The organism is Rhodococcus sp. 11-3, assembly GCF_023704055.1.
GTDB lineage: Bacteria > Actinomycetota > Actinomycetes > Mycobacteriales > Mycobacteriaceae > Rhodococcus > Rhodococcus aetherivorans.
In genome coordinates, this window is sequence record NZ_CP080406.1 from 1645223 (window position 1) to 1671881 (window position 26659).

Below are 26659 nucleotides of genomic sequence, written 5' to 3' on the forward strand. Positions count from 1 at the left end.
GGAAGGCATTGCTCCGCGTGGCGAATCTGATCAACCTCGAACAGGTCTCGAAGTCCTTCGGCATCAAGCCGCTGCTGGACTCGGTGTCCCTCGGCGTGCAGGAAGGTGAACGCATCGGCGTCGTCGGCCTCAACGGCGGCGGCAAGACCACCCTGCTCGAGGTCCTCACCGGCCTCGAGGAGCCCGACTCGGGCCGGGTCAGCCGGGTGGGCGGGCTGCGCATGGCGGTCGTCACCCAGCGCGGGGTTCTGCCGCCCGGGTCCACGGTCGGGCAGGTCGTGCTCGGGCCGTTGGGTGTCGCCGAGCACGAGTGGGCCGGCGACGCCCGGATCCGTTCCGTCCTCGCGGGCATCGGCGTCGACCGGCTCGGTCTCGACGCGCTCGTCGACGGTCTCTCCGGCGGCGAGCGACGGCGCGTCGCGCTCGCGGCCGCGCTCGTGCAGGACCTCGACCTGCTCGTGCTGGACGAACCCACCAACCACCTCGACGTCGAGGGCGTGCAGTGGCTCGCCGAGCACCTGCTCGCCCGGCGCAGCGCCCTCGTCGTCGTCACCCACGACCGGTGGTTCCTCGACACCGTCGCGACCCGCACGTGGGAGGTCGTGAACGGGCAGGTGGAGAGCTACGAGGGCGGCTACAACGACTGGATCTTCGCCCGCGCCGAGCGGGCCCGGCAGGCCGATGCGATGGAGGAACGGCGCCGCAACCTCGCGCGCAAGGAACTGGCGTGGCTGCGGCGCGGGGCTCCGGCGCGCACCTCGAAGCCGCGCTACCGCATCGAGGCGGCGGAGTCGCTGATCGCGAACGTGCCGCCGCCGCGGGACACGGTGGCGCTGGCGTCGTTCGCCAAACGGCGCCTCGGCCGGGTGGTCATCGAACTCGAGGACGCGACGCTGACCACCCCCGACGGCCGGGAATTGGTGCACGACCTCACGTGGCGGCTCGGCCCGGGCGAGCGGATCGGCCTGGTCGGGGTCAACGGATCGGGGAAGACGACGCTGCTGCGCACCCTCGCCGGGGAACTCGAACCGGCGTCGGGTCGTCGCATCCAGGGCAAGACCGTCGAGATCGGTTGGCTGCGACAGGAACTCGACGACCTGCCCACCGACCTGCGGGTGCTCGACGCGGTCAAGGACGTGGCTGAGCGGATCACCCTGGGGGACAAGGAGATCTCGGCCGGCCAGCTCGCCGAACGGCTCGGCTTCACCCCGGCGCGGCAGCGCACCCCCGTCGGCGACCTCTCCGGCGGCGAGCGCCGACGGCTGCAGCTGACCCGGGTGCTCATGGCCGAGCCGAACGTGCTGCTGCTCGACGAGCCCACCAACGACCTGGACATCGACACCCTGCAGCAGCTCGAGGACCTGCTGGACGGCTGGGCGGGCACCATGGTGGTCATCTCCCACGACCGCTACCTGATCGAGCGGATCTGCGACTCGACGTGGGCGCTGTTCGGCGACGGCAGGCTCACCAACCTCCCGGGCGGGATCGACGAGTACCTGCGCCGGCGCGCGGCGCTGGGCGACGGGGACATCCCGTCGTCGGCCTCCACCGTGGCAAAGGCGTCGACTCCGGATCAGATTGCGGCGCAACCGAAGCGCGACGGTGCGGCCGAGCGCGCCGCCCGCAAGGAACTGGCACGGCTCGAGCGGAGCGTGGCGAAGCTGACCGAGCGCGAGGAGAAGCTGCACCACGACCTCGCCGACGCGGCCACCGACCCCGATCGCCTGCAGAAGCTCGACGCCGAGCTGCGCAGCGTGGTCGCGGAGAAGGAGGCCGCCGAGGAGCAGTGGATGGAGCTGGCGGGAGAACTGGAATAGGGATCGGTTACCGGACTGTCTCCGGGACGCGATAGTCGTAGATCCAGCGCTGGTTGTCCCGACGGGACGCAGCGCGCAGGATCACCGGCAGGGCCGCGTCGCGCAGCATCCGGCGGACCGGGCCCACGGACTTGTAGCTGCCGTTGCGCCTGCCCTGCTCCACGATTCGCTCGACCCGGCCGCGGCGCAGGCGCTCGTAGGCCGCGAGCGCGTCGGCGGTGCCGGGGATGTCGCGCAGGCACCGGGCGAGCACGAGGGCGTCCTCGACGGCCATGGATGCACCCTGTCCCGACGACGGCGAGGCGGCGTGCGCCGCGTCGCCGACGAGTACCATACGGTCGGTGCGCCAGGTGGGGACGGTGGGCAGGTCGTAGGTGCTCCATCCGCGGACGATCTCCTCGGTGGCATCGACGATCCGCAGCGCGGGACCGGCGTCGGCGGCGAAGAGGGTGCGCAGTTCGTCGCGCCACCGATCCGGGGTGAGCGCGGCGAGGTCCCCGGGGGCCGGTTCGGTGCGCCGGCCCGGGTTGGCGAACCACCACACGTCACCGTCGGGGTGGGCGAGGTACCCGAAGAAGCACCGCGCGCCGAAGACGAAGTGCGCCGTGCCCGGCTCCACGTCGAGCCGCAGGCCCTTCGCGAACCCGCCGGTGTTGAGGAGGCCGAGGTAGCAGGGCTCGGGGGCGTGGGGGTCGAGGACCGCGCGCGTGCGGGAGTGCAGCCCGTCCGCCCCGATCAGCAGGTGCGCTTCGGCCGACGTGCCGTCGGTGAAGTCGGCCCGCACACCGTCGCCGCAGGGGCGGGCGTCGGCCAGGCGTTTGCCGTATTCGATTCGCACGCCACGACGCAGAGCCTCGTCGCGGAGCACTCGATAGAGGTCGGCGCGCCGGAGGGTGCGGCTTGCCGCGCCGAACGAGGTCACGCCGCCGTTGTCGAACTCGGCCAGCAGTTTCCCGGTGCCACTGCAGATGCGCATCCGGCGGGTCTCCATGCCGACGCCGGCAAGGTCGAGGTCGAGCAGGTGTAGCGCCTCGAGGCCGTTGGTGGCGACGGTGAGGAACGCGCCCACGCCGTCCGCCATCCGGTCGTGCCCTTCGTAGACGACGGGGTGGAGTCCCGCCTGTTGTAGCGCCATTGCCGTGACCGGTCCGGCGATGCCCGCTCCGATGATCGCTACGGTGTTAGTCATACTTACACTATACATAAAATGACCATGACGGACGGGTGGATATGCTCCACCGATGGCCACACCGCGCAGATCGGTCCTCGCCATGGCGTTGTTGTCGATGCTCTCCGAGGAACCCATGCACGCCTACCGGATCCAGCAGCTGATCAAGGAGCGGCACAAGGACGACGTCGTCAACGTCGCGCAGCGCAACAGCGTCTATCAGACACTGGACAGGCTGCTGCGCGACGGCCTGATCGAAGTGCAGGCCACCGAGCGGGCCGAGAACCGCCCCGAGCGCACCACCTACCGGCTCACCGAGCCCGGGCGCATGATCCTGCGGCAATGGCTGACGACGATGCTCGCCGAACCGGCACGCGAATTCCCGGAATTCCCGGCCGCTCTGGCATTTCTGCCCAGTCTCACCCCCGACGAGGCGGCCGCAGCATTGCGGGCGCGCGTCGCGGCGCTCGAGCGGAACCTGGAGGCGCTGGCCGCCGGCCTGGCGGGCGCGGCCGCGTTCCTGCCGCGGTTGTTCGTCGTCGAGGACGAGTACCGGCGGGCCGTGCTGGCAGCCGAGCTCGGCTACGTGCGCGCGCTCACCGACGACATCGCCGCGGGCCGCCTGCGCTGGTGAGCGCGCGGGCGACCCGCCCCGAGCCGCCTACAATCCCAGCAGCTTGCTGATGATCTCGTTCATGATCTCGGTGGTGCCGCCGCCGATGCCGAGAACGCGGGCATCGCGGAAGTGGCGTTCGACCTCGCTCTCGCGCATGCAGCCGAGGCCGCCGAAGAGCTGCACCGACTCCATCACCGCGTGGTCGCACACCCGGACGGCGAAGTTCTTCGCCATCGACGTCTCGAGCAGCATCGCCTCGCCGTTCACCCAGCGTTCGGCGACGGAGCGGCAAAAGGTGTGGGCCGCAGCGATCTCGGTTGCCGTCTCCGCGAGCCGGTGGCGCACCACCTGACGGCTCGACAGGGGCCGGCCGAACGTCTCGCGCGAACGGACCCACTCCACCGCCAGGTCGTAGCAACGCCGCGCGGTGGCGACGGCCTGGAACGCGAGCGAGAGCCGCTCGCCCTGGAACTGCTGCGCGATCTGTGCGAACCCGCTGTTCTCCTCGCCGATCAGGTTCGCGACGGGCACCCGCACGTCGTCGTAGAACAGTTCGGCGGTGTCCGAGCACAGCCAGCCCATCTTGTCGAGCTTGCGCGAGACCGTGAATCCCGGTGTGCCGGTGGGCACGACGATCAGCGAGATGCCCCCGGCTCCCGCCGCACCCGTGCGGACGGCGGTGGTGACGAAATCGGCGCGCGTGCCGGAGGTGATGTACAGCTTGGCGCCGTTGATCACGTACTCGTCGCCGTCGCGGCGGGCGGTGGTCCGGATGCCCGCGACGTCGGAACCCCCGCCCGGCTCGGTGATACCCAGCGAGCCGATCATCCGGCCCTCGAGGGCGGGCCGGGCGAACCGCTCGATCAGGTCCCGGTTCCCGGACGCGACGATGTGCGGGGTGGCGATGCCGTGGCTGAACAACGCGGAGATCAGGCCGGACGAGCCGCCCGCGAGGATGATCTCCTCGAGGATCGCGAGCATGTCGAGCGGGTTGCCGCCGGAACCGCCGTGCTCCTCGGCGACCGAGGCGCCGAGCAGCCCGGCGTCGGCCGCCGTGCGGTGCAGCTCGGGCGGGACGGCGCCCTCGCGCTCCCAGGTGTCGAGGTGCGGGAGGATCTCCTTGCGGGTGAAGTCGGCGGCGAGCCGGCGCAGCGCGGCCCGCTCGGGGGTGTCCCAGGTTTCCCTGTTCAACGTCGTGGTCATCGTCCGCTCCAGATGGGTGTGCGCTTCTCCATGAAGGCCATGACGCCCTCGAGGGTGTCGGCGCTGGTGGTCAGTCGGGCCAGGGCGGCGTCGGTCGCGGCCCACGCCTGTTCCTCGGACGGGACGATGCCGTCGACGATCCCGCGCGCGATCGTCTTGCTCGCCTGCACGGCCAGGGGTGCGCCGGCGGCGACGAGGTCGGCGAGTTCGAGCGCGGTGGTGAGGAGGTCGGTCCGCGGAACGACGCGGTTGACCAGACCCCAGCGCAGCGCGTCGGCCGCGGCCATCGGCTTGCCGGTGAGCACGAGCTCCATCGCGACGGCCCGCGGGAGGGCTTCGACGATCCGGAACACGCCGCCGGCGCCGGCGATGAGGCCGCGGTGGACCTCGGGCAGCCCGAATTCGGCGGTGTCGGCGGCGACGACGAGGTCGCTCGCGAGGGCGAGCTCGGTACCGCCGCCGAGGGCGGTGCCGTTGACCGCCGCGACGATCGGCTTGGTGATGTGGTGCCTGACCACGCCGGCGAAGCCCCAGTGCGCGGTCTCGGGCGGGGTCACCCCACCCGGGCCGGCGGTGCCGAGCGCCTTGAGATCGGCGCCGCCGCAGAACACGCTGTCCCCGGCGCCGGTGAGGACGACGACGCGCACGTCCGGATCCTTGTCGGCGCGTTCCCACGCCTCGCCGAGGCCGGTGTGCACGTCGGCGTCGATGCTGTTGGCGGCCTTGGGCCGGTTGATGGTGACGAGCAACGTGTGGCCGCGCTGCTCGACCAGGACGACGGGCTCGGTCATGCGGGGGTCTCCTCGGGGACGGGGTCGGTCAGGGTGACGGTGAGGGCGCCACCGCGGTCGACGACGTGGACGGTGCGGCCGGCGAGGTCGGGACCGCCGGCGAGCACCGCCGCGCCCGCCGCATCGGTGTAGCCGGAGACCCGGCGGCCGTCGGGGGTGGTGCCCACCAGGAACCCGATCGCCGGGTGGCCGTCGCGCCCGTATTCTGCGGTGGCCGTGTGGATCTCGACCTCTCCGGTGTAGTCGGCGGCGAACTCGGGTGCGGTGGCGGTCAGCACGCGGGGCTCGGGGTCGCCGACGTACCCGCGGGTGTGCGGGGCGGCGGCGAGCACGACGGTGTGCTGGTAGGTCAGGTAGCCGCCGTTGCCGTGGACGAGGGCGATCTCGGCGTCGGTGCGCAGCCGGCGCGTGACGGCGACGAACGAGTGCAGCGTGTAGCTGTTGAGCGGTCCGCCGAAGAACGAGTGGCCGCCGGTGACGCTCGGGACGGTCTCGCGGGGCAGGCCGAGGTGCTCGATGAGCAGCTTCGGCACCACGGGGAAGCAGCTGTAGGCGTCCACGATGTCGAGGTCGGCCGGCCGGAGATCGGTGCGTTCGAGGGTGCGGGCGAGGGCGTCGGCCAGCGCCGCGGACCGGTCGAAGTCGGCGCGGGCGAGGATGTCGGCCGGCTCGGTCGCGCCCGCACCGCCCCACACGTACACGATCCGGTCCTCGGCGACGCCGAGCTCGCGGGCGGTCGCGAGGGAGGTGACGACGACGGCGGCCGCCTGGTCGACGAACGGCATCGCGTTGAGCAGCAGCGGGTACGGGGCGGTGACCATCCGGTTGCGGGGGCCGACGGCGGTGATGTCCTCGGCGGTGCGCAGGTCCGGGTTCCAGGCGGCGGGGTTGCGGCCGGCGATCTCCGAGAACGCGGCGTACAGCTGGGCGGACCAGGCCAGCGACTCGTCGCGGGAGTGACCGAGTTCGTGGCTGAGCCGGGTCTCGAACAGCGGGTAGACGCGCGTGGGTGCGATCATCCCGGCGCGCTGCATGGCGGGGCTGCCGAGGTCGTCGGGGTCGAACGCCGGCGGCCCGCCGGGGTCGGTGGTCCAGCCGAGCGTGGCCGGGTCGGTGCCGGTCTTCGTCGCGGCGGTGACCGAGGCCTGGGACTCGCCGCCGACGAGCAGCGCGACACCCGCGGCGCCGGTGGCGATCTCGTGGGCGATCCGGTCGAGCAGGGCGGCCGGCCAGTGCCCGCCGATGGGGCTGGTGTGGGTGCGGACCGCTGCGGCGCCGAGACGCGCGGCGAGCAGGGCGGGCAGGTCGTCGTACGCCCAGCTCGCGGTCTTGACGGCGTACACGGAGTCGATGCGCTGGGCGAGTCCGTCGGCACCGGAGTCGGCGAGGGCGGCCACGGCGGCCTCGTGGATCAGGTCGAGCGGTTCGCGGGGGTCGGCGGGGGCGCCGGCGCGTCCGGAGCGCAGGTCGCCGACGCCGACGACGACGGGTACCCGGGCAGGGTCGGTCATGGCGGTCCTCGGGGGAGTTGTCCTGGGATCGGTCACCCGCACACTAATACGGACTGATTCAGTCTGTAAATGGGGTGGGGTGTCTGGCACACTGCAGACCGTGACCGAGCCGACCGTCCGTCGCCGGGGCCGACCCCGCGACGCCGACCTCGAGGACCGCGTCTACGACGCGGTGATCGAGGTCTACTCCGAGACCAGCTGGCGCGGCTTCACCATCGACGCGGTCGGCAGGCGCGCCCGGGTGGGCCGCGCGGCGCTGTACCGGCGCTGGGCCACCAAGGACGAGTTGCTCGTGCAGGCCCTCGAGGCGCGCAGCCCGCTGCCGGTGCCGATCGACACCGGATCGTTGCGCTCGGACCTGGTCGAGCTCGTCACCCAGCTGCTGCGCGGCTACCGCACCACGCCCGGGCTGGTGAGCCTGCGCGTCGCGCTCGACGCCCGCGTGCACCCGGACCTGCTGGCCAACCTGACCACCACGCTCAACCGGAGCCGCCTCGTCGCGGCCCGCACCATCGTGCTGCGGGCGGTCGAGCGGGGCGAGCTGCCCCCGGCGGTCTCGGTGACCCTGCTGCTCGAGATGGTCACCGGCGCGGCGCTCAGTCACGTGCTGTTCTCCCTCGCCGACCCGGGATCGGCGGCGGACGACGACGCCTATGCCCGCACGCTCGTCGACGCCGCGATCCGGGCGCTGGTCGCGGAACGGGAACACGATCCAGGTGCCGTGACCTAACTGCAATCGAATTGCCCGGCGAGCCGCCGAAATCGATACCCTCCGAGGGTGATCCCGGCTAGCCTGGCTGACAGGTCTTACCTGTGGTGGGAGGCGCGAGAATGGATCTGCAGGCGATAGGTGAGATCGAGCGGCTGAAGTACCGCTACGCGCGGGCGCTCGACACGAAGTCGTGGATCGAACTGGCCGACACCATGGTTCCCGAGGCCACCGCCGTCTACGGCGAGCACCTGAGTTTCGAGTCGCGCGACGCGTTCCTGAACTTCCTCGAGAACACCCTCGGATCCCACGTCATCACCGAACATCACTGTGGCCATCCCGAGATCGACGTCGAGGGCGACACGGCCACGGGCATCTGGTTCCTGGCCGACACGGTGGTGGTGCCCGAGGACGGGCTGGTGATGCGCGGGTCCGCCTACTACCACGACCGCTACGTGCGCTGCTCCGACGGGCGCTGGCGCATCTCCCATACCGGATACGAAAGAAACTGGGAGACAGTCACATCCGTGTCCGACATGCCCAGCTTCCGGCTCACGTCGAACCGGTGGTCGCTGCTGCAGCAGCCGCCCCGCGCATCCTGAACCACCCGAGAGGAGGGGACCCCGCCCGATGACCGCGACCGACACCGAAGTCTTCCCCCGGGCCGGTGCGCTCCCGTATCTCATCGTGGCGCGCGCCCGCAGCGCCATCGACTGGTACCGGCAGGTGTTCGGCGCGACACTGGCCGCGGACCCCGTGGTGCTGGAGGACGGCCGGATCGGGCACGCCGAGCTGGTCTTTCCGACCGGAATGGTCTACCTCGCGGAGGAGTTCCCCGAGATGGGCCTGGCCGCGCCCGAGGCCGGCGCGACGTCGGTGAGCCTGATGCTGCCGGTCGCCGACACCGACGCCGTTCTCGCGAAGGCCCACGACGCCGGCGGCACCGTCGAGCGCTGGATCGCCGAGAGCCACGGTCACCGCAACGCCACGCTGCTCGATCCGTTCGGGCACCGCTGGCTGCTCATCGGCCCCCCGACCGGTCGCCGGCAGGACGGCACCGCCGGTACCGGACAGTAGGCCGCGGTGCGCCGAGTTCGACACGCGCGCCGCCGGGCTCACACGATCGGCCGTCGGGGGAGCGGCCCGGTAGGCTCCGCCCCGTGACCGACACCTTCATCCGCACCCGCGTCGCCAACGGCATCGGCGAGGTGGTGCTCGACCGGCCGGTGGCGCTCAACGCCCTCGACTCGTCGATGATCCGCGACATGTACGAGGCCCTGCTGGCGTGGCGCGACGACCCCGAGATCACCGCGGTGCTGGTCACCAGCGCATCCGACCGGGCGTTCTGCGCGGGCGGCGACATCAAGCCGGTGCGGGACGCCGCCGTGGCCGGCGACACCGCCACGGTGCGGGACTACTTCGCGAACGAGTACCGGCTCGACGAACTGGTCGCCACCTACCCCAAGCCGTATCTCGCGCTCCTCGACGGCGTCACGATGGGCGGCGGGCTGGGCATCTCGGTACACGGCGCGGTGCGCGTCGTGACGGAGAAGGCGATGCTGGCGATGCCGGAGACGGCGATCGGCTTCATCCCCGACGTCGGCGCCAGCCACTTCCTGCCGCGGCTGCGCGGCACCACCGCCCGCTGCGACGCGGTCGGCCTGTATCTGGCGCTGACCGGCGCCCGCGCCGACGCGGGCGACGCCATCGCCGTCGGCCTGGCCACCCACTTCGTTCCCAGTCACCGGATCGAAGCCCTCGCCGACCGGATCCGCGAGGGACACTGGCAGCTGGCGCTCGACGAGTTCGCCGAGGCGGCCCCCGCATCGGCGATCGCCGACCGCTACGCCGACATCGACGCGGTGTTCGGCGACGGCACCGTCGCCGACGCCGTCGAACGGCTCTCCGGCGACCACGACCTCGACGAGCAGTGGGCCGTCACCACCCGCGCGGCGCTGTGCGCGGCGTCCCCGACGAGCCTCTGGGCCACCGCGGAGCTGCTGCGTCGCGGCGCCGAGAGCACCCTGGGCGAGTGCTTCGCGCGGGAACTCGAGGTCGCGGTGCGGATCACCGCCGAGCCCGACTTCGCCGAGGGGGTGCGCGCGGTGCTCGTCGACAAGGACCGCAACCCGTCGTGGTCGCCGCGGGGGATCGGCGAGGTGGACCCGGCCGTCGTCGCGGGGCTGTTCCGGGAGTAGACGCTCGGCCGGCCGCAGTCCCGCGCGGGGAGTGGGGCGCGACGAGACGACGCATCCGCGCACGAAATCCTCAGCAGTGCGGGTTGTTTCGTGCGTTGCCGACCGGCGGGGGCGCGGATGCGGGCGTCAGCGTGCGCTGCGCTGCGGCGCGAGCAGGTCGACGACGATCTCCTGGCCGCCCAGCACGGCGCGGATCTCCGGGTTCTCGAACCCGCCCGCGACGAGGTACTCGCCGAGCAGGGTGAGCAGTTCGTCGGTGCCGATCGTCGGGTCGGAGGCGGGGGGCCGCTGCGCGCGGGCGGCGAGTTCGGTGTGCGCCAGTCGCGCCGCGATCCGCACGGATGCCACTCCCATCGAGTTGCGGCGCGACGCGGCGGTCGGCGTGCTGTCCGCGGCGACGCCGTTCGTGCCGGCGACGATCTCGTCGAAGCTCGGCAGCGAGAGCGGATCGGTGCCGTTGCCACCGGCCTCGTCGGCGACGTCGTGGTCCGCCGCGTGGCTTCCCACCGAGTGCGGGGCGGACGCGCCGTTACCGGTCAGGGTTCCCGGCAGGGGATAGACGAAGGTGCCCGCCCGCTTGGGCCCCGGCGACTCGTCCGCCGGGTCGGAACGGCCGCGCAGCGGCGTGCCGTCGGTCGGTGCGGCCGAGTCGTCGTCCATGAACGCTCCTGACATCCGCGAGCTCGGTCGGCTCGACGGCACAGCAAACTACCAGTAACACCAGCCCCACGCACCACGGGCGTCCCTAATCGGCGGTGGCCACCAGCGGCTCGAGGGTGAGCTCGGGAAGTTCCTTCTGGATGTACTGCAGCCGCCACTTGTCGCTCACCAGCGCCAGCAGCACCCCGTCCGAGCGGGTGAAGACCTCGACGCCGCGCTGCCGGTTCAGCTCGTCCGCCGAGGCCGCGTCGGTGCGGCGGGCCAGCGCGTAGCCGAGCGGTTCCATCCGCGGCTCGACGTTGTACTCGGCCTTCATCCGGGCCGCCACCACCTCGAACTGCATGGGACCGACGGCTGCCATCACCGGGGACGCGTCGCCGCGGATGTCGTTGCGCAGGATCTGCACCACGCCTTCGGAGTCGAGTTGATCGACGGCCTTGCGGAACTGCTTGTACTTCGAGGCGCTCTCGGCGCGCAGGATCGAGAAGTGCTCGGGCGCGAACGACGGGATCGGCGGGAACTCCACCTTCCTGTCCACGTACAGGGTGTGCCCGGGCGCGAGAGCCGTGGCGTTGACCAGGCCGACCACGTCGCCGGGGTAGGCGTTCTCGACCGTGGACCGTTCCCGGCCGAACACCGTCAGCGCGTACTTGGTGGCGAACGGCTTGCCCGTCTGCGCGTGCGTGACGACCATGCCGCGCTCGAACACCCCGGACACCACCCGCATGAACGCCAGGCGGTCGCGGTGCGCGGTGTCCATGCCCGCCTGCACCTTGAACACCACGGCGCTGAACGGGTCGTCCACGTTGCGGGAGTTGCCGTTCACGTCGAGCCGGGCGCGCGGCGGCGGCGCCAGCGCGACGAGGGTGTCGAGGATCTGCCGGACACCGAAGTTGAGCATCGCCGACGCGAAGATCACCGGCGAGGTCTGCCCGGCCAGGAACAGCTCCTGGTCGTGGTCCTGCCCGCTGGCCGACAGCAGCTCCGACTCCTCGGCCGCCTCGATCCACGTCTCGCCCTCGCGGTCCTCGGCCTCGCCGGGGGAGAGCCGGTCCTCGGGGGCGATCTTCGCGCCGCCGGCGGTGCGGGTGAACTTGACGTACTCGACCGGTGCGCCGTCCTCGCCGCGGCGCAGCAGGCCGCGGAAGTCGCCGGCGATGCCGACGGGCCAGAACAGGGGGGTGGGGGTCAGGCCGATGCGCTCGTCGATCTCGTCGAGCAGTTCCAGCGGGGTCCGGCCGGGCCGGTCCCACTTGTTGATCACGGTGATGACGGGGATGCCCCGGTGCCGGCACACCTGGAACAGCTTGAGCGTCTGCGGCTCGAGGCCCTTGGCGGCGTCGATGAGCATCACCGCCGCATCCACGGCGGTGAGCACCCGGTAGGTGTCCTCGGAGAAGTCGGAGTGGCCGGGGGTGTCGACGAGGTTGATCACGTTGACGACGTCGTCGCCGGACTCCTCGGAGCGATAGTTGAACTGCAGCGCCGTGGAGCTGACGGAGATGCCGCGGGCCTTCTCCATCTCCATCCAGTCGGACACGGTGGACTTGCGCCCGGCCTTGCCGTGCACCGCACCGGCCTCCGCGATGACCTTCGCATGCAGGGCCAGCGCCTCGGTCAGCGTGGACTTGCCGGCGTCCGGGTGGGAGATCACTGCGAAGGTGCGGCGGCGACCCGCTTCCGCGAGCACTTCCTTCGACGACACGGCGGTGTTGCCGGCGTCGTTGCCGGTGGAAACGGGCGGGGTAGTCAACGCAGGAGAACCTCTCGAAGCGGATGTGCGGCTCGTGGATGCGCGCGGGCGGCTCGCGCATCGCAGACAACTCGTCCATGTTACTCGGCGATTGAATGTCGATTTCCGCCAGATTCGGTCACATTCGCCGAAGAGACTCCCCCTCGGCGCGGATCGGGGGCACCCTGGGCGTGGTCGTATCCGGCGTGAGGAGTGGTTCGTGAGCAGATTCACCGACGAGATGTACGAGACCGCGGCTCGCTCGCCGCATGCTCTGGTCACCGGCGAGCCGGACGCCCCGCTGCGGCAGACGTGGGGGCAGATCCACGAGCAGGCCCGGCGCATGGCCGGTGCCCTCGCCGCGGCCGGCATCGGCCACGGCGACGCCGTCGGCATCCTCGCCGGGAATCCGGTGGACATCGCCCCCGCCTGCCAGGCCGTGTGGATGCGCGGTGCCTCGGTGACGATGCTGCACCAGCCCACCCCGCGCACCGACCTGGCCCTGTGGGCCCGCGACACCGAGGTCGTCATCGGCATGATCGGCGCCCGCACCGTGGTGCTCGGCGCCCCCTTCGAGATCGCCGCGCCGCTGCTCGCCGAGCGGGGCATCCCCGTCGTCACGATCGCCGAGATGGACGCCGGCACGCCCGTCGACCCGCTGCCCACCGACGAACAGGACATCGCGCTGCAGCAGCTGACCTCCGGGTCCACGGGATCCCCGAAGGCCGTGCAGATCACGCACGAGAACTTCTACGTCAACGCGTACGCGATGATCGAGCGGATCAAGTTCTCCCTCGACGACGACGTGATGGTCAGCTGGCTGCCGCTGTTCCACGACATGGGGATGGTCGGGTTCCTCAGCGTGCCCATGCAGGTCGGCGCCGAGGTCGTCTCCGTGACCCCGCTCGACTTCCTGCGGTCCCCGCTGCTGTGGGCCGAGCTGATGAGCAAGTACCGCGGAACCGTAACGGCCGCACCGAACTTCGCGTACTCGCTGCTGGCGCGCAAGCTTGCGCAGGCGCCCGACGGCGCGGTCGACCTGTCGTCGGTGCGGTGGATGTGGAACGGTGCCGAGCCGGTCGACCCGGACACCATGGAGGCCCTCGCCGCCGCCGGCGCCCGGTTCGGCCTCGACCCCGCCGCGCTCGCGCCGGTCTACGGCATGGCCGAGACCACCCTCGCGGTCTCGGTGCCGGACCCCGGACGCGGGCAGATCCTCGATCTCGTCGACCCCGACCTGCTCGAGGCCGGCGGGATGGCGGTGCCGTCGAGCCGGTCCAACGCCCGTCGCCTGCCCACTCTCGGCCACCTCGTGCCCGGCCTCGAGGGCCGCGTCGTCGGCCAGGACGGGGAGCTGCTGCCGCCCCGCGGCGTCGGCATCATCCAGTTGCGCGGCAAGGCGGTCACCCACGGCTACCTCACCGTCGACGGTCCGGTGCCCGCGCAGGACTCGCAGGGCTGGTTCGACACCGGCGACGTGGGCTACTTCACCGAGGACGGCCTGATCGTGGTGTGCGGACGCGTCAAGGACGTCATCATCATGGGCGGGCGCAACGTCTATCCCACCGACATCGAACGGGCCGCGTGCAGCGTCGACGGCGTGCGCCCCGGCAACGCCGTCGCGATCCGCCTCGACGCCGGCGACAAACGCGAGTCGTTCGCGGTCGCCGTCGAGACCAACCGGATCGACGATCCGGAGGAGGTGCGCCGCATCGAACACGACGTCGTGCACGCGGTCGTCGCGGAGGTCGGGGTGCGGCCGCGCACCGTCGCGGTGCTCGGGCCGGGCAGCATCCCGAAGACGTCGTCGGGCAAGCTGCGCCGTGGCAGCTCCGTCCACCTGCTGGGCGGCTGACGCCGCGCTCAGTGCACCTGCTGGGCGGCTGACGCCGCGCTCAGTGCAGCCTGTTCTGCGCCTCTTCCAGGCCGACCCGCAGCAACAGCTCCACCGCGTCGGCGGCCTGCTCGCGGATCAGGTCGAGGTCCTTGCGTTCGGTCGAGGAGAACGGCTTGAGCACGTAGTCGGCCGGGTCCATGCGGCCGGGCGGGCGGCCGATCCCGATGCGGGTGCGCAGGTAGTGCTTGGTGCCGAGGGCACTCGAGATCGACCGCAGCCCGTTGTGGCCGTTCTCGCCGCCGCCGAGCTTGAGCCGGATCGTGCCGAAGTCCAGGTCCAGCTCGTCGTGGAGGACGACGACGTCGGCGGGCTCGACGGAGAAGAACCGCGCGAGTCCGGCGACCGGCCCGCCCGAGAGGTTCATGTAGGTGCGTGGCTTGGCGAGGATCACCTGCCGGCCGTCGAGGCGGGCCTGCACGATGTCGGCGTTGCTGCGCTTGTGCGCGCTGAACTTTCCGCCGACCCGGGCGGCGAGCGTGTCGGCCACCATGCAGCCGACGTTGTGGCGGGTCTTCTCGTACTGCGGGCCGGGATTGCCCAGCCCGACGACGAGGGCGGTGCCGTCGCTCACTTGGCGGTGTCCTTCCGTTGCGGCGGGTGTTGTCACGACGGCGGCGCGTCATCCCGTGGGATGACGCGCCGCTCGTCACGTCACGCGGAGCCGGTGGGGGCTCAGGCCTCCTCGGCCTCGGCGGCCTCGCCCTCCGCGGTCTCGCCCTCCATCGCGGCGGCGGTCGGTGCGGCGACCACGTTCACCAGCAGCAGCTCCGGGTCGCCCTGCAGGGTCGCACCGGCGGGCAGCTGCACGTTGTTCGCGAGGATCTGGGTACCGGCCTCGACACCCTCGATGGACACCTCGACCTGCTCGGGCAGGTTCAGGGCGTCGGCCTCGAGCTGGACGGTGCTGACCTCGTTGACGACCAGGGTGCCGGAGGCGGCCTCGCCGGTGACCACGAGCGGGACCTCGACGGTGACCTTCTCGCCCTTCTTCACGACGAGCAGATCGGCATGCTCGATGTAGTTGCGGATCGGGTGCACGACGACCGACTTGGTCAGCGCCAGCTCCTCGCCGCCGTCGACCTCGAGGGTCAGCAGGGCGTTGGTGCCGTGGGCGCGCAGCACGGCCGCGAATTCACGGGCCGGGAGGGCGAGGTGCTTGGGGTCCGTGCCGTGGCCGTACAGAACGGCGGGGACCTGACCGTCGCGGCGGGCGCGGCGGGCGGCACCCTTGCCGAACTCGGTACGGACGGCGGCTACGAGACGGTTTTCGTCGGACATGCTGAAAGGCTCCTACGCATATGGCTCGAACTGGGGCGGTCTTCCCGGCGAGGGGCGACGCGCGCGGCCAGGAGCGTGGACACGCTCGAGCGGAGCCGCAGCCGCGTCGATCACGGTGAGCCAGCGATTTCGCGGTTCACCCTCGCCGAGACAACTCGAACGACTCTACCGGATCCGCCCGGGCCAGTCGAACGCCGCCCTGCGCTCAGCCGCGCGCGGCGGCGGTGCCCGCCCGCCGGCCGAAGAAACTGCCGTCGCCGAGGGAGATGCCGCTGCAGTATCCCCACGCCGACAGCCCGGCCGCCGCCCGTCCCGCCGCGAACAGCCCCGGGATCGGCGTGCCGTCGACGTGCAGCACCTCCGAGTCCAGACTCGTGCGCAGGCCGCCGAGCGTGAACCCGCCGGTCATGCCGCGCAGGTCGATCGCCGCGACGGGCGAACCGATCGGCTTCACCCATTCGCGCTTCTTGCCCAGCAGCGGGTCCTCGCCCCGTGCGGCGTGCCGGTTGTACAGCTGCACCGTGGACTGCAGCGCCTGCTCGGGCAGACCCATCTCGGCCTCGAGGTCGGCGACGGTCTCGCACACCCATTTCGGCTGATGCCGCAGCTGCTCCGACGACGTCGGGGCTGCGATCCCCGCCTCGTACGCCGCCTCGTCGATGACGAGGAACGCCTCGTTGTCGTTCTTCAGCAGGGTCAGCTGACCGATGCGGCCCGGGTAGGTGTCCTCGGGCACGTATCGCTGGCCGCGCCCGTTGACGAGAATGCCGCGCGCGATCAGCTGAGGATCACAGAAGAACGCCACCTCGGTCGCGTTCATGTGCGCGAGGTCGGCGCCGAGGGCTTGCGCCATCCGGATCGCCCGGCCGTCGTGCTCCTCGATCGACGCGGCGGGACGGCCCACCAGATGCGGCGCGTACGCCCGCACCATGTCGTCGTTGTAGGCGAAGCTGCCCGTGGCGAGAACGACCCCTCGGCGCGCCCGGATCGCCAGGTCGGTGCCGTACCGCTTGGCCAGCAGCCCGACCACCCGTCCGGACGCATCGGTGACGAGGGTCTGCACCCGCACGTCGTACTCGGCGCGGACCCCGAGCGCGGCGGCCTTCTCGGCGAGCGGCTTCATGAGCATGTAGCCGCCGCCCTGCTCGCCGGTGCGCTTGTTGCTCATCTGCGGCACGTGACCGCGCGGCGCGGGCCGGGCGACGCTGTGGAACGGCGCCGCGTTCTCCCCGCCGGTGTACTGCAGGCCCGCGTCGGTGGGTGGCTCCCACCCGGGCTCGCCCCAGAACTCGTGCTTGAACGGCACCCCGCACCCGACGAGCCAGTCGAAGTGCGCGACGGAACCCGCGCAGTACGCGGCGATCTTCTCCTCGTCCACGCCCGGTCCGAGTGCCGCAGTCAGGAACGCGCGCATGTCGTCCACCGAGTCCTCGAACCCGCAGGCCCGCTGCACGGTCGTGCCGCCGCCGAGGTAGACGAACCCGCCGGCGAGGGCGGCCGCGCCGCCCCACCCGCCGGTGCGTTCCAGCACCAGCACGTCGGCTCCGGCGTCGGCGGCGCCGATGGCCGCGCAGACACCGGCGATGCCGTATCCGGCGATCACGACGTCGGCCTCGAGATCCCAGGCGGGGATCCGGTCGACGGGAACAGGACGGACGGGACTGGTCTCGGTCATCGCGATCCTCTCGAAGTGGTGCGGGGATTCGCACACCTTGACCACGCGACCTGGGGGAGCGGTACCGGCTGTCCCGGTTGCCGGGACGGTCAGGACCGGGTGAGCGACCGCACGGCCGCCAGGAACCGGTCCACGTCGGCGGGGGAGACGAAGTAGTGCGGGGAGGCCCGCACCACCGACTCGAGCCGTCGCGCCGACATCTCGAGCAGCGTCGAGCCGCGCCCGCTGACCGTGACCGTGATCGCCTCGGCGGCCAGCGCCTCGCGCAGGTGCGCCGGATCCCAGCCGTCGACGGTGAACGAGACGATGCCGCTGTGTTCCTTGCCGAGGTCGCGCACGGCCACGCCGGGGATCCGGCCCAGCCCGTCGCGCAGGTGCTCGGCCCGGTAGGCGACCGCCTCGGTCACCGCGTCGACACCGAAGTCGAGCAGGTAGTCGACGGCGGCGCCGAGCCCGAGGCGGGCGGCGACGTTGGTCTCCCACAGCTCGAACCGCGTCGCGTCGTCGGCGACCCGGTACTCGTCCGGGGCCGTCCACTGCGCGCTGTGCAGGTCGAGCACGGCCGGTTCGAGCTCGGTGATCAGCCGGGGGCGGACGTAGAGGAAGCCGGTGCCGCGGGGTCCGCGCAGCCACTTGCGACCGGTCGCGGAGAGCGCGTCGACGTCGAACTCGGGCACGCTTACCGGCAGCTGGCCGACGGACTGGCACGCGTCGAGCAGCACCAGCGCACCGACCTCGTGCGCGGCGTCGGCCACCTCCCGCACCGGGTTGACGAGCCCGCCGTTGGTCGGGGCGTGCACGACGGACACCAGCTTGACCCGCTCGTCGAGGGTGCGGCCGAGGGCGTCGACGTCGATCCGGCCGAGCGCGTCGGTGGGCATCGTCTCCACCGTCGCGCCGGTCGCGCGGGCGCGCTGCAGCGCGGAGACGGCGTTGCTGGCGTATTCGGAGCGGGTGAGCAGGATCCGGTCGCCCTCGCCGAGCGGCACCGAGTAGAAGAAGCTCGCCCACGCCCGGGTGGCGCTCTCGACCAGCGCGATCGACGACGCCTCCGCGCCGATCAGCCGCGCGATCGAGGTCTTCACCGCGGCGAGGTCGCCGGCGCGTTCCGCGGCCGCGACGTACCCGCCGACCTCGGCCTCGCGCCGCAGATGCGCGACGGTCGTCTCCAGCACCGGGGTGGGCGGCAGCGACGAGCCAGCGCTGTCGAGGAAGACCCGGTCGAAGCAGCCGGGCGTGTCCCGACGGGCGCGTTGCAGGTCGAGCATCGAGGACGTACCTCCCGTTCATGTCTTCGTGGTTGGAATGTACGCGTGAGCGAACCGACACCCCTGCAGCGCCGGCTCGGCACCGGTGACGCCGTCGCCATCGGGCTCGGCGCGATGATCGGGGCGGGGGTGTTCTCGGCGTTCGCGCCGGCCGCCGCCGCGGCCGGCGCGGGCCTGCTCGTCGGCCTGGCCGTCGCCGCAGTCGTGGCGTACTGCAACGCCACGTCGTCGGCGCAGCTCGCCGCGCAGTATCCGACGTCCGGCGGCACCTACGTGTACGGCCGGGAACGGCTCGGGCCGTGGTGGGGCTTCGTGGCGGGCTGGGGCTTCGTGATCGGCAAGACCGCCAGCTGCGCGGCGATGGCCTTGACCTTCGCCGCCTACGCCGTGCCGGAACCGTGGCGGCGGCCGGTCGCCGTCGCCGCGGTCCTCGCCCTGACCGCCGTGAACTACCGGGGCATCACCCGCACGGCCCGGCTCGCGCGCATCATCGTGGCGCTGGTGCTCGTCGCCCTCGCCGTGGCGGTGACGGCGAGCTGGGCCGGCCCCGGGGCGCAGCCCGCCGATCCGTTCGGCCCCGTCGGCGGCGGCGCGTACGGGGTGCTGCAGGCGGCCGGCCTGCTGTTCTTCGCCTTCGCGGGCTACGCGCGGATCGCAACGCTCGGTGAGGAGGTGCGCGAGCCGCGCCGGACCATCCCGCGCGCGATCGTCGGCGCCCTCGGATTCGTGGTGCTGCTCTACGCCGTCGTCGGGGTGACCCTGCTCGCGTGCCTCGGGCCGGACCGGGTGGCGTCGAGCAGCGCGCCGCTGCTCGACGCGGTCCGCGCGGGCGGCTGGGCGTGGGCGGCGCCCGTCGTGGTGGCCGGGGCCGCGGTCGCGTCGCTGGGCGCCCTGCTCGCCCTCGTGACGGGCGTCGGCCGCACCGCACTCGCGATGGCGCGGCAGGGCGATCTGCCGCGCCCGCTCGCGGCGGTGCATCCGCGGTTCGCGGTGCCGCACCGGGCCGAACTCGCCGTCGCCGCGGTGGTGTGCCTGCTCGTCGCGACCGTCGATCTGCGCGGAGTGATCGGATTCTCATCCTTCGGGGTGCTGGTGTACTACCTCGTCGCGAACCTGTCCGCCTTCACCCAGCGGGACGAGCACCGTCGCTACCCCCGATTCCTGCAGGTGATCGGGGCCGTCGGGTGCGTCGCGCTGACACTGACGCTGCCGCCGGGCGCCGTCGGGGTCGGCGCCGCCGTGCTGGCGGTCGGTGTCCTCGCACGGGCGACGCGCCGGGCCGTGCCGTGAGCGTTCACCCGCATCCTGTCGCCGGTTGACGTTAGGCTCGTCCGTGAGCTGGCCCACAGGCGAGGGAGGGGCGGACCGAGTGGTGATCACAGTCGACACGGCGGTGCCGCGCGCGGACGCCGGCATCGCCTCGCGAACCGCCGCCGAACTGCACGTGCGAAGGGTGAGCTTCCGCTTCGGGCCGCCCCGGCTGATCGGGGTGGAACTGGAATGGCTCACGGCCCGGGCCGACGGCACGAGCGCCCGGCCGGAGCTGCAGGCGATCCTCGAGGCCCTCGGCCCGCACGCCCCGCGGCAGCTGGCTCCCGGCTCCTCGGCGCGGCCGTTGCCGTCGGGCAGCGCCGTGACCCTCGAGCCCGGCGGGCAGGTCGAACTGTCGAGCGTGCCGTGTGGCTCGGCGCGGCAGGTCTGCGACCGTCTCACCGCCGATGCCCGCATGCTCCGTGCGTTGCTGGCGCGCCGGTCGGTGGACATGATCGACGCGGCGGCCGACGAACTGCGCCCCCCGCAGCGGCTGCTGCGCACCCCCCGGTACAGCGCGATGGAGCTCCGGTTCGATCGGATCGGGCCGCTGGGCCGGTTGATGATGAACAGCACCGCCGCCACTCAGGTGAGCGTCGACGCCGGCGCCGACGACGACGAGCTGGCCCGCCGGTGGCGGGTGCTGCACGCCGTCGGACCGGCGCTCGTGGCCGCGTTCGCGTGTTCCCCCTCGCTGCGCGGCGCCCCGGACGGAACCTGGGCGTCGCAGCGGATGCGGACCTGGCTGGCGCTGGACGCCGACCGCACCACGCCCGTCCCCGATCCGGCGCACTACCCGGCCTGGGCGCTCGACGCGCCGCTGCTGTGCGTGCGCGCGTCCGACGGGGACTGGCACGCGCCGCCGGGTGCGTCGTTCGCGGACTGGCTCGGCGGCGGTCTCGACGACGAGATCGGGCGCCGGCCCACCGTCGCCGACCTGGACTACCACCTGACCACCCTGTTTCCGCCGGTGCGTCCCGCCGGGCATCTCGAGGTCCGGTACATCGACGCCCAGCCGGGTGCCCTCTGGCAGGTCCCGGTCGCCGCGGTCGAGGCGCTGCTCACCTCGCCGGCCGTGATGGACGAGGCCCTGGCCGTCGCCGCACCCGTCGTGGACCGCTGGCAGGAGGCTGCCGAGTTCGGTCTCGCGGACCTCGAGCTCCGGGCCGCGGCGGTCGGACTGCTCGCCCTCGCCGCGGAGGCGTCGCCGGACATGCGGTTCACCACGGCCCTGGACTCGGCGGCGGCGCGGTGCTGCCGCGGTCGCACCCCGGAGGTCCAGGACCGGTGAGCGGTCTGCGCACCCGGCTCGGCCGGGACCTCGCCCGCGCGCGGGCGCGGGTCCTCGCGCTGACCGACATCGACGACGCGGAGCTCACGGCTCAGCATTCGCCGCTGATGAGCCCCCTCGTGTGGGATCTCGCGCATATCGCCAACCAGGAGGAACGCTGGCTGCTCCGGGCGGCCGGCGGTCAGGGCGGTGTGCGCCCGGACGTCGACGACCTCTACGACGCCTTCCGGCATCCCCGCGCGGACCGTCCGGCGCTGCCGTTGCTCGGGCCGGCGGAGGCCCGCGGCTACGCGGCGGAGGTCCGCGCGCGGGCGGCGGACGTGCTGGCGCAGTGTGCATTCGACACCGACCTCACCCGTGACGGATTCGTCTTCGCGATGAGTGTCCAGCACGAGGTGCAGCATGCGGAGACGATGCTGGCCACGCACCAGTTGCGGGCGGGATCGCCCGTGCTCGACGCCCCACCGCCGCCGCGGCGCGCCGAGCCGCCGGCCGCGGAGGAGGTGCTGATCCCGGGCGGCGAGTTCGAGATGGGGACCTCGACCGATCCGTGGGCGCTGGACAACGAGCGGGCCGCGCACCGGGTGTACGTACCGGCGTTCGCGATCGACACGGTGCCGGTCACCAACGGGCGCTACCTCGAGTTCCTGGCCGACGGCGGCTACGCCCGCCGGGAGCTGTGGAGCCCGGAGGGATGGGTGCACCGCGAGCAGGCGGGTCTCGAGGCCCCCCAGTTCTGGACCCGCGACGACTCGGGCACGTGGTGGCGCCGCCGGTTCGGGGCGGTGGTGCCGCTCGATCCCGACGAGCCCGTGGTGCACGTGTGCTTCCACGAGGCCGAGGCGTTCGCGCGCTGGGCCGGGCGCCGGCTGCCCAGCGAGGCCGAATGGGAGAAGGCTGCCCGCTGGGACCCGCTGACCGGGGCGAGCCGGCGCTACCCGTGGGGCGACGAGGAACCGACCGAGGCCCACGCCAACCTCGGCCAGCGGCACCTCGAGCCGGCCGTCGTCGGTGCCTATCCGGCGGGTGCGTCGCGCCTCGGCGTGCACCAGCTGATCGGCGACGTGTGGGAATGGACGGCCTCGGGGTTCGAGCCGTATCCCGGGTTCACCGCCTTCCCGTACCGGGAGTACTCGGAGGTGTTCTTCGGCGGCGACTTCCGGGTGCTGCGCGGCGGCTCGTTCGGCACCGACCCCGCGGCCTGCCGCGGCACCTTCCGCAACTGGGACCTGCCGATCCGGCGGCAGATCTTCGCCGGCTTCCGCTGCGCGCGGGACGTGCCGGATGTGTAGACACCTGGGATATCTCGGGCCGGTCCGCTCGGTGAGCTCCCTGGTGACCGAGGGACCCCGGTCGCTGTTGCGCCAATCGTGGGCGCCGAAGGACATGCGCGGCGGCGGCACCATCAACGCCGACGGGTTCGGGGTGGCATGGTGGGGTGCCGACGGCTTCGGCCGCTACCGGAACCCCGCTCCGATCTGGTCCGACCCCTTTGTCGCCGAAGGCCTTTCGCACATCAGCGCCGGAGCCGTCATGGCGTCGCTGCGCTCGGCGACGGAGGGCATGCCCGTCGAGCGCTCGGCCTGCGCCCCGTTCACCCGCGACGGCTGGGCGTTCAGCCTCAACGGGCTGGTCCGCGGGTGGCCCGGTTCGCTCGTTTCGCTGGCCCAGCGCCTGCCGGTGGCCGAACTGCTGCAGCTCGAGTCGCCCACCGACGCGGCCGCGCTGTGGCTGCTGCTGTACTCGCGGCTGCGTTCCTCGCGGCCCGAGCAGGCGCTGATGCGGCTCGTCCACGACGTGCTCGCGGTCGCGCCGGGTTCGCGGCTGAACCTGTTGCTGGGCAACGGTTCCGGGTTGTGGGCGACGGCCTGGTACCACTCGCTGTGGACCCTCGTCGACGAGGACGTCGCCGTGGTGTCCTCGGAACCGTACGACGACGATCCGCGCTGGCGTCAGGTGCCGGACCGGCACCTGGTCAGCGCCCGACCGGGACACCTCATCGTGTCCCCCATGGAGGTGGCCGTTTCATGACGGTGGACGTGTACCTGACCCCGGAGCAGCTCGACGAGTCGCTGCGGGCCGACGCGCGCCGCGGGCTGACGTCGTCGCCGAAGTGGCTCTCGCCGACCTGGCTCTACGATGCGCGCGGCGGCGAGCTCTTCGACCGGATCACCCGCCTGCCGGAGTACTACCCCACCCGCACCGAACGGGCTCTGCTGCAAAAGCATTCACCGGAACTGGCCGACGAGGCCCGCCCCGAGATGCTCGTCGAGCTCGGGTCGGGCTCCTCCGAGAAGACGGAGATCCTGCTCGACGCGCTGCAACCGTACATCCATACGTACGTACCGCAGGACGTGTCGGAGGCCGCCCTGCAGCCCGCGGTGACCCGGCTCTCGGCCGAGTACCCGGACCTGACGGTGCGGGGCGTCGTCGGAGACTTCACCGGCTCGCTCGCGCACCTGCCCGGCGGCGGACGCCGCATGATCGCGTTCCTCGGCGGCACCATCGGCAACCTGGCGCCCGCCGAGCGCGCCGCGTTCCTCACCGATCTCGCCGCCGTGCTCGAGCCGGGGGAGTGGCTGCTTCTCGGCATCGGCCTCGTCACCGACCCGGACGTGCTCGTGCCGGCCTACGACGACGCGGCCGGGATCACCGCGGAATTCGACCGCAACGTGCTGAACGTGCTCAACAACCGGCTCGGTGCGGACTTCGAACCCGGGAAGTTCCGGCACGTCGCCGTGTGGGACCCGATCAACGAATGGATCGAGATGCGGCTCGAGGCCACCGAGCCCATGACCGTCCGAATTCCCGGGCTGGATCTCGAGATCTCCTTCGCGGCGGGTGAGCAGCTGCGCACCGAGATCTCCGCCAAGTTCCGTCTCGACGGGATGGGCCGTGAACTGACCGAGGCCGGGTTCGTCGTCCGGCGCGAGTGGATCGATCCCGACGGGAGGTTCGCGCTGATCGGCGCGAGCCGCGCCTGAGCCGCGCATCGGCGGTCCCGGGCCGCCGACGGCAGGAAGCCGGTTGGACAGCACCGACCCGGCCGCGCGAGGCTGGCAGACGTGACGTCGACCCGGCCCGTGCTGACCACCCCCGTGCTGCTGCTGATGGCGGCGGCCACCGGTTTGTGCGTGGGCGGCAACTACTTCAACCAGCCCCTGCTCGACTCGATCGCCGCCGCTCTGGGCACCTCCCACTCCGCCGCCGCAGCCACCGTCACCATCGCCCAGGTCTCCTACGGCCTCGGTCTGCTGTTCCTGGTGCCGCTCGGTGACATGTTCGACAAGCGCCGCCTCACGGTGGGGCTCATGCTCGCCGCCGCGGCCGGCCAGGCAATCAGCGGCTTCGCCCCGAACATCGCGGTGCTGGCCGTCGGCACGGCGATCGCAGGGCTGTTCTCGGTGGCCGCGCAGGTGCTGGTGCCGTTCGCCGCGACCCTGGCCACACCGGAGCGCAGCGGCCAGGCCGTCGGGACGGTGATGAGCGGGTTGGTGCTCGGCATCCTGCTCGCCCGAAGCGTCGCCGGGCTCCTCGCCGGCGTCGGCGGCTGGGCCACCGTCTACCGGGTGAGCGCCGCCGTGATGGTCGTGGTCGCGCTGGCCCTGTGGCGGGTGCTGCCGATGTCGCGACCCGCCGAGCGCATCGGTTACGGGACCACGCTGCGTTCGCTCGGGACCCTCGTGCGCACCCAGCCGCGGCTGCGCACCCGGTCGCTGCTCGGCGCCCTGTCGTTCGCGTCCGTGAGCGCCCTGTTCTCGACGATGGCGTTCCTGCTGGCCGGCGAACCCTACGGTTTCGACGAGGTGCAGATCGGACTGGTGGGCCTGGCCGGGGTCGCCGGCGCGGTGATGGCCAACCTCACCGGCCGCCTCGCCGATCGCGGGCTCGCGCAGCTCACCTCGGGCGCCGGCGCGGCGGTGCTCGTCGCGTCCTGGGCCGCGCTGGGCGCCGGCGCGTACTCGCTGGCGTGGTTCCTGATCGGGATGGTCGCGATCGACCTGGCGCTGCAGGCCATCCACATCAGCAACCAGAACATCGTCTACGCGCTGGCGCCCGCGGCGCGTTCCCGCATCAACGCGGTGTACATGACGACGTACTTCATCGGCGCCGCTGCCGGTTCGGCGCTCGGCGCGGTCGCGTGGACGAGCGCCGGCTGGACCGGGGTGTGCGTGTTCGGGGTGGCGGCGGCCGTCGTGACCGCCCTGGTGTGGGTCGCGGACCTGCGGGTGGCGCGACGAGCCGTCGCCGTGCCGGCCTGAGATGCTAGTGGACGGCGGACTGCGCGACGTGTGCGGACCGTCGCGCCAGGACCGGAAGGATCACCAGCGACACCGCCGCACCGGTCAGCGCCAGGGCGGGGAACCCGGCCGCCGCGACGACGAGCCCGGAACCCAGGCCGCCGCCCGCCCCGGCGAGTGCGACGAACAGGTCCGCGGTGCCCTGCGTGGCCGCGCGGGACTCGAGCGGCACCGCATCGGTGACGAGCGCGGTGCCGCTCACCAGGCCCAGGCTCCACCCGAAGCCGAGCAGGCCCAGCGCGAACGCGAGCGCCGCCACCGAGTGCGGCGGGGCCAGCGCCGCGGACACCCCGGAGGCCAGCAGGACGAGTCCCGCGGCGGCCGCGACCCGGTAGGGCCCGACCCGGTCCACGAGCATCCCCGCGATCGGTGAGGGCAGGAACATCGCCGCAACGTGGATCGCGATGACCACGCCCGTCGCGCCGACGTCGTGCCCGTGGTCGCGCATGTGGATCGGCGTCATCGTCATCACCGCCACCATCACGAGCTGCGTCACGATCATGACCACGACCCCGGCGGTCACCGCGGGCGTCCACGGCCGGCCCGGCGCCGGCGGGTCGCCGGCCGGCGCCGGATCCTCGCCGACGGTGCCGCTCAGGGTTTCCGCGGCGGCGCGGCTGCGGGCGAGCAGGAGCGGGTCCGGGCGCAGCAGCACCCACAGGACGACGGCGGCGAGACCGTAGGCGACGCCGGAGAGCACGAACGGCCCGGACAGCCGGGGAATGCCCCACGATTCGGCGGCGTCGCCCATCACGGTGGTCAGGTTCGGGCCCACCACCGCCCCGAGGGTCGTCGCCACCAGCACCGTGCTCACGGCGCGGCCGCGCCGCGCCGGGGCGGCCAGGTCGGCGCCCGCGTAGCGCGCCTGCAGGCTCGTCGCCGTGCCCGCGCCGTAGACGAACAGGGCCGCGAACAGCAGCACCGCGGTGTCGAGCGCCGCCGCGGCCACCACCCCCGCGCTGCCGATCGCGCCCGTGGTGTAGCCGAACGTCAGGCCCCCACGGCGCCCGGCGCGCTGCGAGATCCGCCCCACGGCGACGGCCGCGGCCGCCGACCCGATCGTGAACAGGGCGCTCGGCACCCCGGCGAGACTCGTGCTGCCCAGCATGTCCTGCGCGAGGAGCGCGCCGACGGTCACGCCGGCGGCCAGGCCCGCGCCGCTGAGGATCTGCGCGGCCACCAGCACGGTCAGTACGCGGCGCTGTTCCGGGATCGGTTCGGTCACAGCCGGGA

Annotated in this window: 24 protein-coding genes; 13 read left to right on the forward strand and 11 right to left on the reverse strand. The window is 72.5% G+C overall.

Translation table 11 applies throughout. The annotated features are described in order from the left end of the window. Positions 1-17: 17 nt before the first annotated feature. The gene (locus tag KZJ41_RS07800) at positions 18-1817 is read left to right on the forward strand and encodes an ABC-F family ATP-binding cassette domain-containing protein (protein ID WP_043800361.1); all 1800 of its coding nucleotides are present in this window, start codon (positions 18-20) and stop codon (positions 1815-1817) included. Positions 1818-1824: 7 nt separating this feature from the next. Here the strand turns inward: KZJ41_RS07800 and KZJ41_RS07805 are convergent, their stop codons facing one another. Beyond that, positions 1825-3006: an NAD(P)/FAD-dependent oxidoreductase gene (locus KZJ41_RS07805; RefSeq protein ID WP_251550412.1), complete on the reverse strand. Its 1182-nt coding sequence runs from the start codon at positions 3004-3006 to the stop codon at positions 1825-1827. Positions 3007-3058: 52 nt separating this feature from the next. On the opposite strand from KZJ41_RS07805, the gene KZJ41_RS07810 reads away from it, so the two are divergent. Then, on the forward strand, positions 3059-3619 hold the full coding sequence (locus KZJ41_RS07810; protein WP_043800364.1) for a PadR family transcriptional regulator: 561 nt from the start codon (positions 3059-3061) through the stop codon (positions 3617-3619). 27 nt (positions 3620-3646) lie between these two features. Here KZJ41_RS07810 and KZJ41_RS07815 read toward each other — a convergent pair whose 3' ends face one another. Genes KZJ41_RS07815 through KZJ41_RS07825 form a run of 3 tightly spaced genes read right to left on the reverse strand, consistent with a single transcriptional unit; the run spans position 3647 to position 7106 of the window. Further along, a complete protein-coding gene (locus tag KZJ41_RS07815; RefSeq protein WP_006938938.1) occupies positions 3647-4804 on the reverse strand; it encodes an acyl-CoA dehydrogenase family protein in 1158 nt (385 codons plus the stop codon). Next, positions 4801-5595, reverse strand: a complete 795-nt coding sequence (locus KZJ41_RS07820; RefSeq protein WP_006938937.1) for an enoyl-CoA hydratase-related protein — start codon at positions 5593-5595, stop codon at positions 4801-4803. The genes KZJ41_RS07815 and KZJ41_RS07820 overlap by 4 nt, the downstream gene beginning before the upstream one ends. Then, on the reverse strand, positions 5592-7106 hold the full coding sequence (locus tag KZJ41_RS07825; RefSeq protein WP_251550414.1) for an acetyl-CoA acetyltransferase: 1515 nt from the start codon (positions 7104-7106) through the stop codon (positions 5592-5594). The genes KZJ41_RS07820 and KZJ41_RS07825 overlap by 4 nt, the downstream gene beginning before the upstream one ends. Before the next feature lie 100 nt (positions 7107-7206). Between KZJ41_RS07825 and KZJ41_RS07830 the strand changes: the two genes are divergently transcribed. The 4 genes from KZJ41_RS07830 to KZJ41_RS07845 all read left to right on the forward strand — a co-directional run bounded on the left by KZJ41_RS07830 (position 7207) and on the right by KZJ41_RS07845 (position 10013). Further along, positions 7207-7836 carry a TetR/AcrR family transcriptional regulator gene (locus tag KZJ41_RS07830; RefSeq protein ID WP_029542101.1) on the forward strand — a complete coding sequence of 210 codons (630 nt, stop codon included), beginning with the start codon at positions 7207-7209 and terminating at the stop codon, positions 7834-7836. 101 nt (positions 7837-7937) lie between these two features. After that, positions 7938-8417, forward strand: coding sequence for a nuclear transport factor 2 family protein (locus KZJ41_RS07835; protein WP_050034781.1), 480 nt, complete (start codon positions 7938-7940; stop codon positions 8415-8417). A 28-nt stretch (positions 8418-8445) separates the two neighbouring features. Continuing rightward, positions 8446-8892, forward strand: coding sequence for a glyoxalase/bleomycin resistance/extradiol dioxygenase family protein (locus KZJ41_RS07840; protein WP_006938929.1), 447 nt, complete (start codon positions 8446-8448; stop codon positions 8890-8892). Between the two features lie 83 nt (positions 8893-8975). Beyond that, positions 8976-10013 carry an enoyl-CoA hydratase/isomerase family protein gene (locus KZJ41_RS07845; RefSeq protein WP_029542103.1) on the forward strand — a complete coding sequence of 346 codons (1038 nt, stop codon included), beginning with the start codon at positions 8976-8978 and terminating at the stop codon, positions 10011-10013. Positions 10014-10139: 126 nt separating this feature from the next. On the opposite strand, the gene KZJ41_RS07850 is transcribed toward KZJ41_RS07845, so the two are convergent. After that, entirely contained in the window at positions 10140-10673 is a 534-nt protein-coding gene (locus KZJ41_RS07850; protein WP_065922878.1) for a hypothetical protein, read from the reverse strand. Between the two features lie 85 nt (positions 10674-10758). Next, a complete protein-coding gene (locus KZJ41_RS07855; protein WP_006938923.1) occupies positions 10759-12426 on the reverse strand; it encodes a peptide chain release factor 3 in 1668 nt (555 codons plus the stop codon). Between the two features lie 199 nt (positions 12427-12625). Here KZJ41_RS07855 and KZJ41_RS07860 point away from each other — a divergent pair, with 199 nt between their 5' ends. After that, positions 12626-14260 carry a fatty acyl-AMP ligase gene (locus KZJ41_RS07860; RefSeq protein ID WP_065922877.1) on the forward strand — a complete coding sequence of 545 codons (1635 nt, stop codon included), beginning with the start codon at positions 12626-12628 and terminating at the stop codon, positions 14258-14260. A 40-nt stretch (positions 14261-14300) separates the two neighbouring features. On the opposite strand, the gene pth is transcribed toward KZJ41_RS07860, so the two are convergent. The 4 genes from pth to KZJ41_RS07880 all read right to left on the reverse strand — a co-directional run bounded on the left by pth (position 14301) and on the right by KZJ41_RS07880 (position 18523). Next, entirely contained in the window at positions 14301-14873 is a 573-nt protein-coding gene (gene pth / locus KZJ41_RS07865; RefSeq protein ID WP_006938920.1) for an aminoacyl-tRNA hydrolase, read from the reverse strand. 101 nt (positions 14874-14974) lie between these two features. Then, entirely contained in the window at positions 14975-15580 is a 606-nt protein-coding gene (locus tag KZJ41_RS07870; protein ID WP_006938918.1) for a 50S ribosomal protein L25/general stress protein Ctc, read from the reverse strand. Between the two features lie 205 nt (positions 15581-15785). Then, positions 15786-17255 carry an FAD-dependent oxidoreductase gene (locus tag KZJ41_RS07875; protein WP_065923519.1) on the reverse strand — a complete coding sequence of 490 codons (1470 nt, stop codon included), beginning with the start codon at positions 17253-17255 and terminating at the stop codon, positions 15786-15788. Between the two features lie 89 nt (positions 17256-17344). Next, positions 17345-18523 (reverse strand): aminotransferase class V-fold PLP-dependent enzyme, encoded by a 1179-nt coding sequence (locus KZJ41_RS07880; protein WP_006938916.1) that lies wholly within the window; start codon positions 18521-18523, stop codon positions 17345-17347. Between the two features lie 45 nt (positions 18524-18568). Here KZJ41_RS07880 and KZJ41_RS07885 point away from each other — a divergent pair, with 45 nt between their 5' ends. From KZJ41_RS07885 to KZJ41_RS07910, 6 genes are all read left to right on the forward strand, one after another. Next, a complete protein-coding gene (locus KZJ41_RS07885; protein WP_006938915.1) occupies positions 18569-19813 on the forward strand; it encodes an APC family permease in 1245 nt (414 codons plus the stop codon). Between the two features lie 79 nt (positions 19814-19892). Further along, entirely contained in the window at positions 19893-21125 is a 1233-nt protein-coding gene (gene egtA, locus KZJ41_RS07890; protein WP_029542112.1) for an ergothioneine biosynthesis glutamate--cysteine ligase EgtA, read from the forward strand. Beyond that, entirely contained in the window at positions 21122-22417 is a 1296-nt protein-coding gene (egtB, locus tag KZJ41_RS07895; RefSeq protein ID WP_065922876.1) for an ergothioneine biosynthesis protein EgtB, read from the forward strand. Before egtA ends, egtB begins: the two co-directional genes overlap by 4 nt. Continuing rightward, the gene (egtC, locus tag KZJ41_RS07900) at positions 22410-23156 is read left to right on the forward strand and encodes an ergothioneine biosynthesis protein EgtC (RefSeq protein WP_006938912.1); all 747 of its coding nucleotides are present in this window, start codon (positions 22410-22412) and stop codon (positions 23154-23156) included. Before egtB ends, egtC begins: the two co-directional genes overlap by 8 nt. Continuing rightward, the gene (gene egtD, locus KZJ41_RS07905; protein WP_006938910.1) at positions 23153-24109 is read left to right on the forward strand and encodes an L-histidine N(alpha)-methyltransferase; all 957 of its coding nucleotides are present in this window, start codon (positions 23153-23155) and stop codon (positions 24107-24109) included. The genes egtC and egtD overlap by 4 nt, the downstream gene beginning before the upstream one ends. A gap of 81 nt (positions 24110-24190) precedes the next feature. Beyond that, entirely contained in the window at positions 24191-25387 is a 1197-nt protein-coding gene (locus KZJ41_RS07910; protein ID WP_251550416.1) for an MFS transporter, read from the forward strand. Between the two features lie 4 nt (positions 25388-25391). On the opposite strand, the gene KZJ41_RS07915 is transcribed toward KZJ41_RS07910, so the two are convergent. After that, the gene (locus KZJ41_RS07915; protein ID WP_006938907.1) at positions 25392-26651 is read right to left on the reverse strand and encodes an MFS transporter; all 1260 of its coding nucleotides are present in this window, start codon (positions 26649-26651) and stop codon (positions 25392-25394) included. Positions 26652-26659 lie beyond the last annotated feature (8 nt).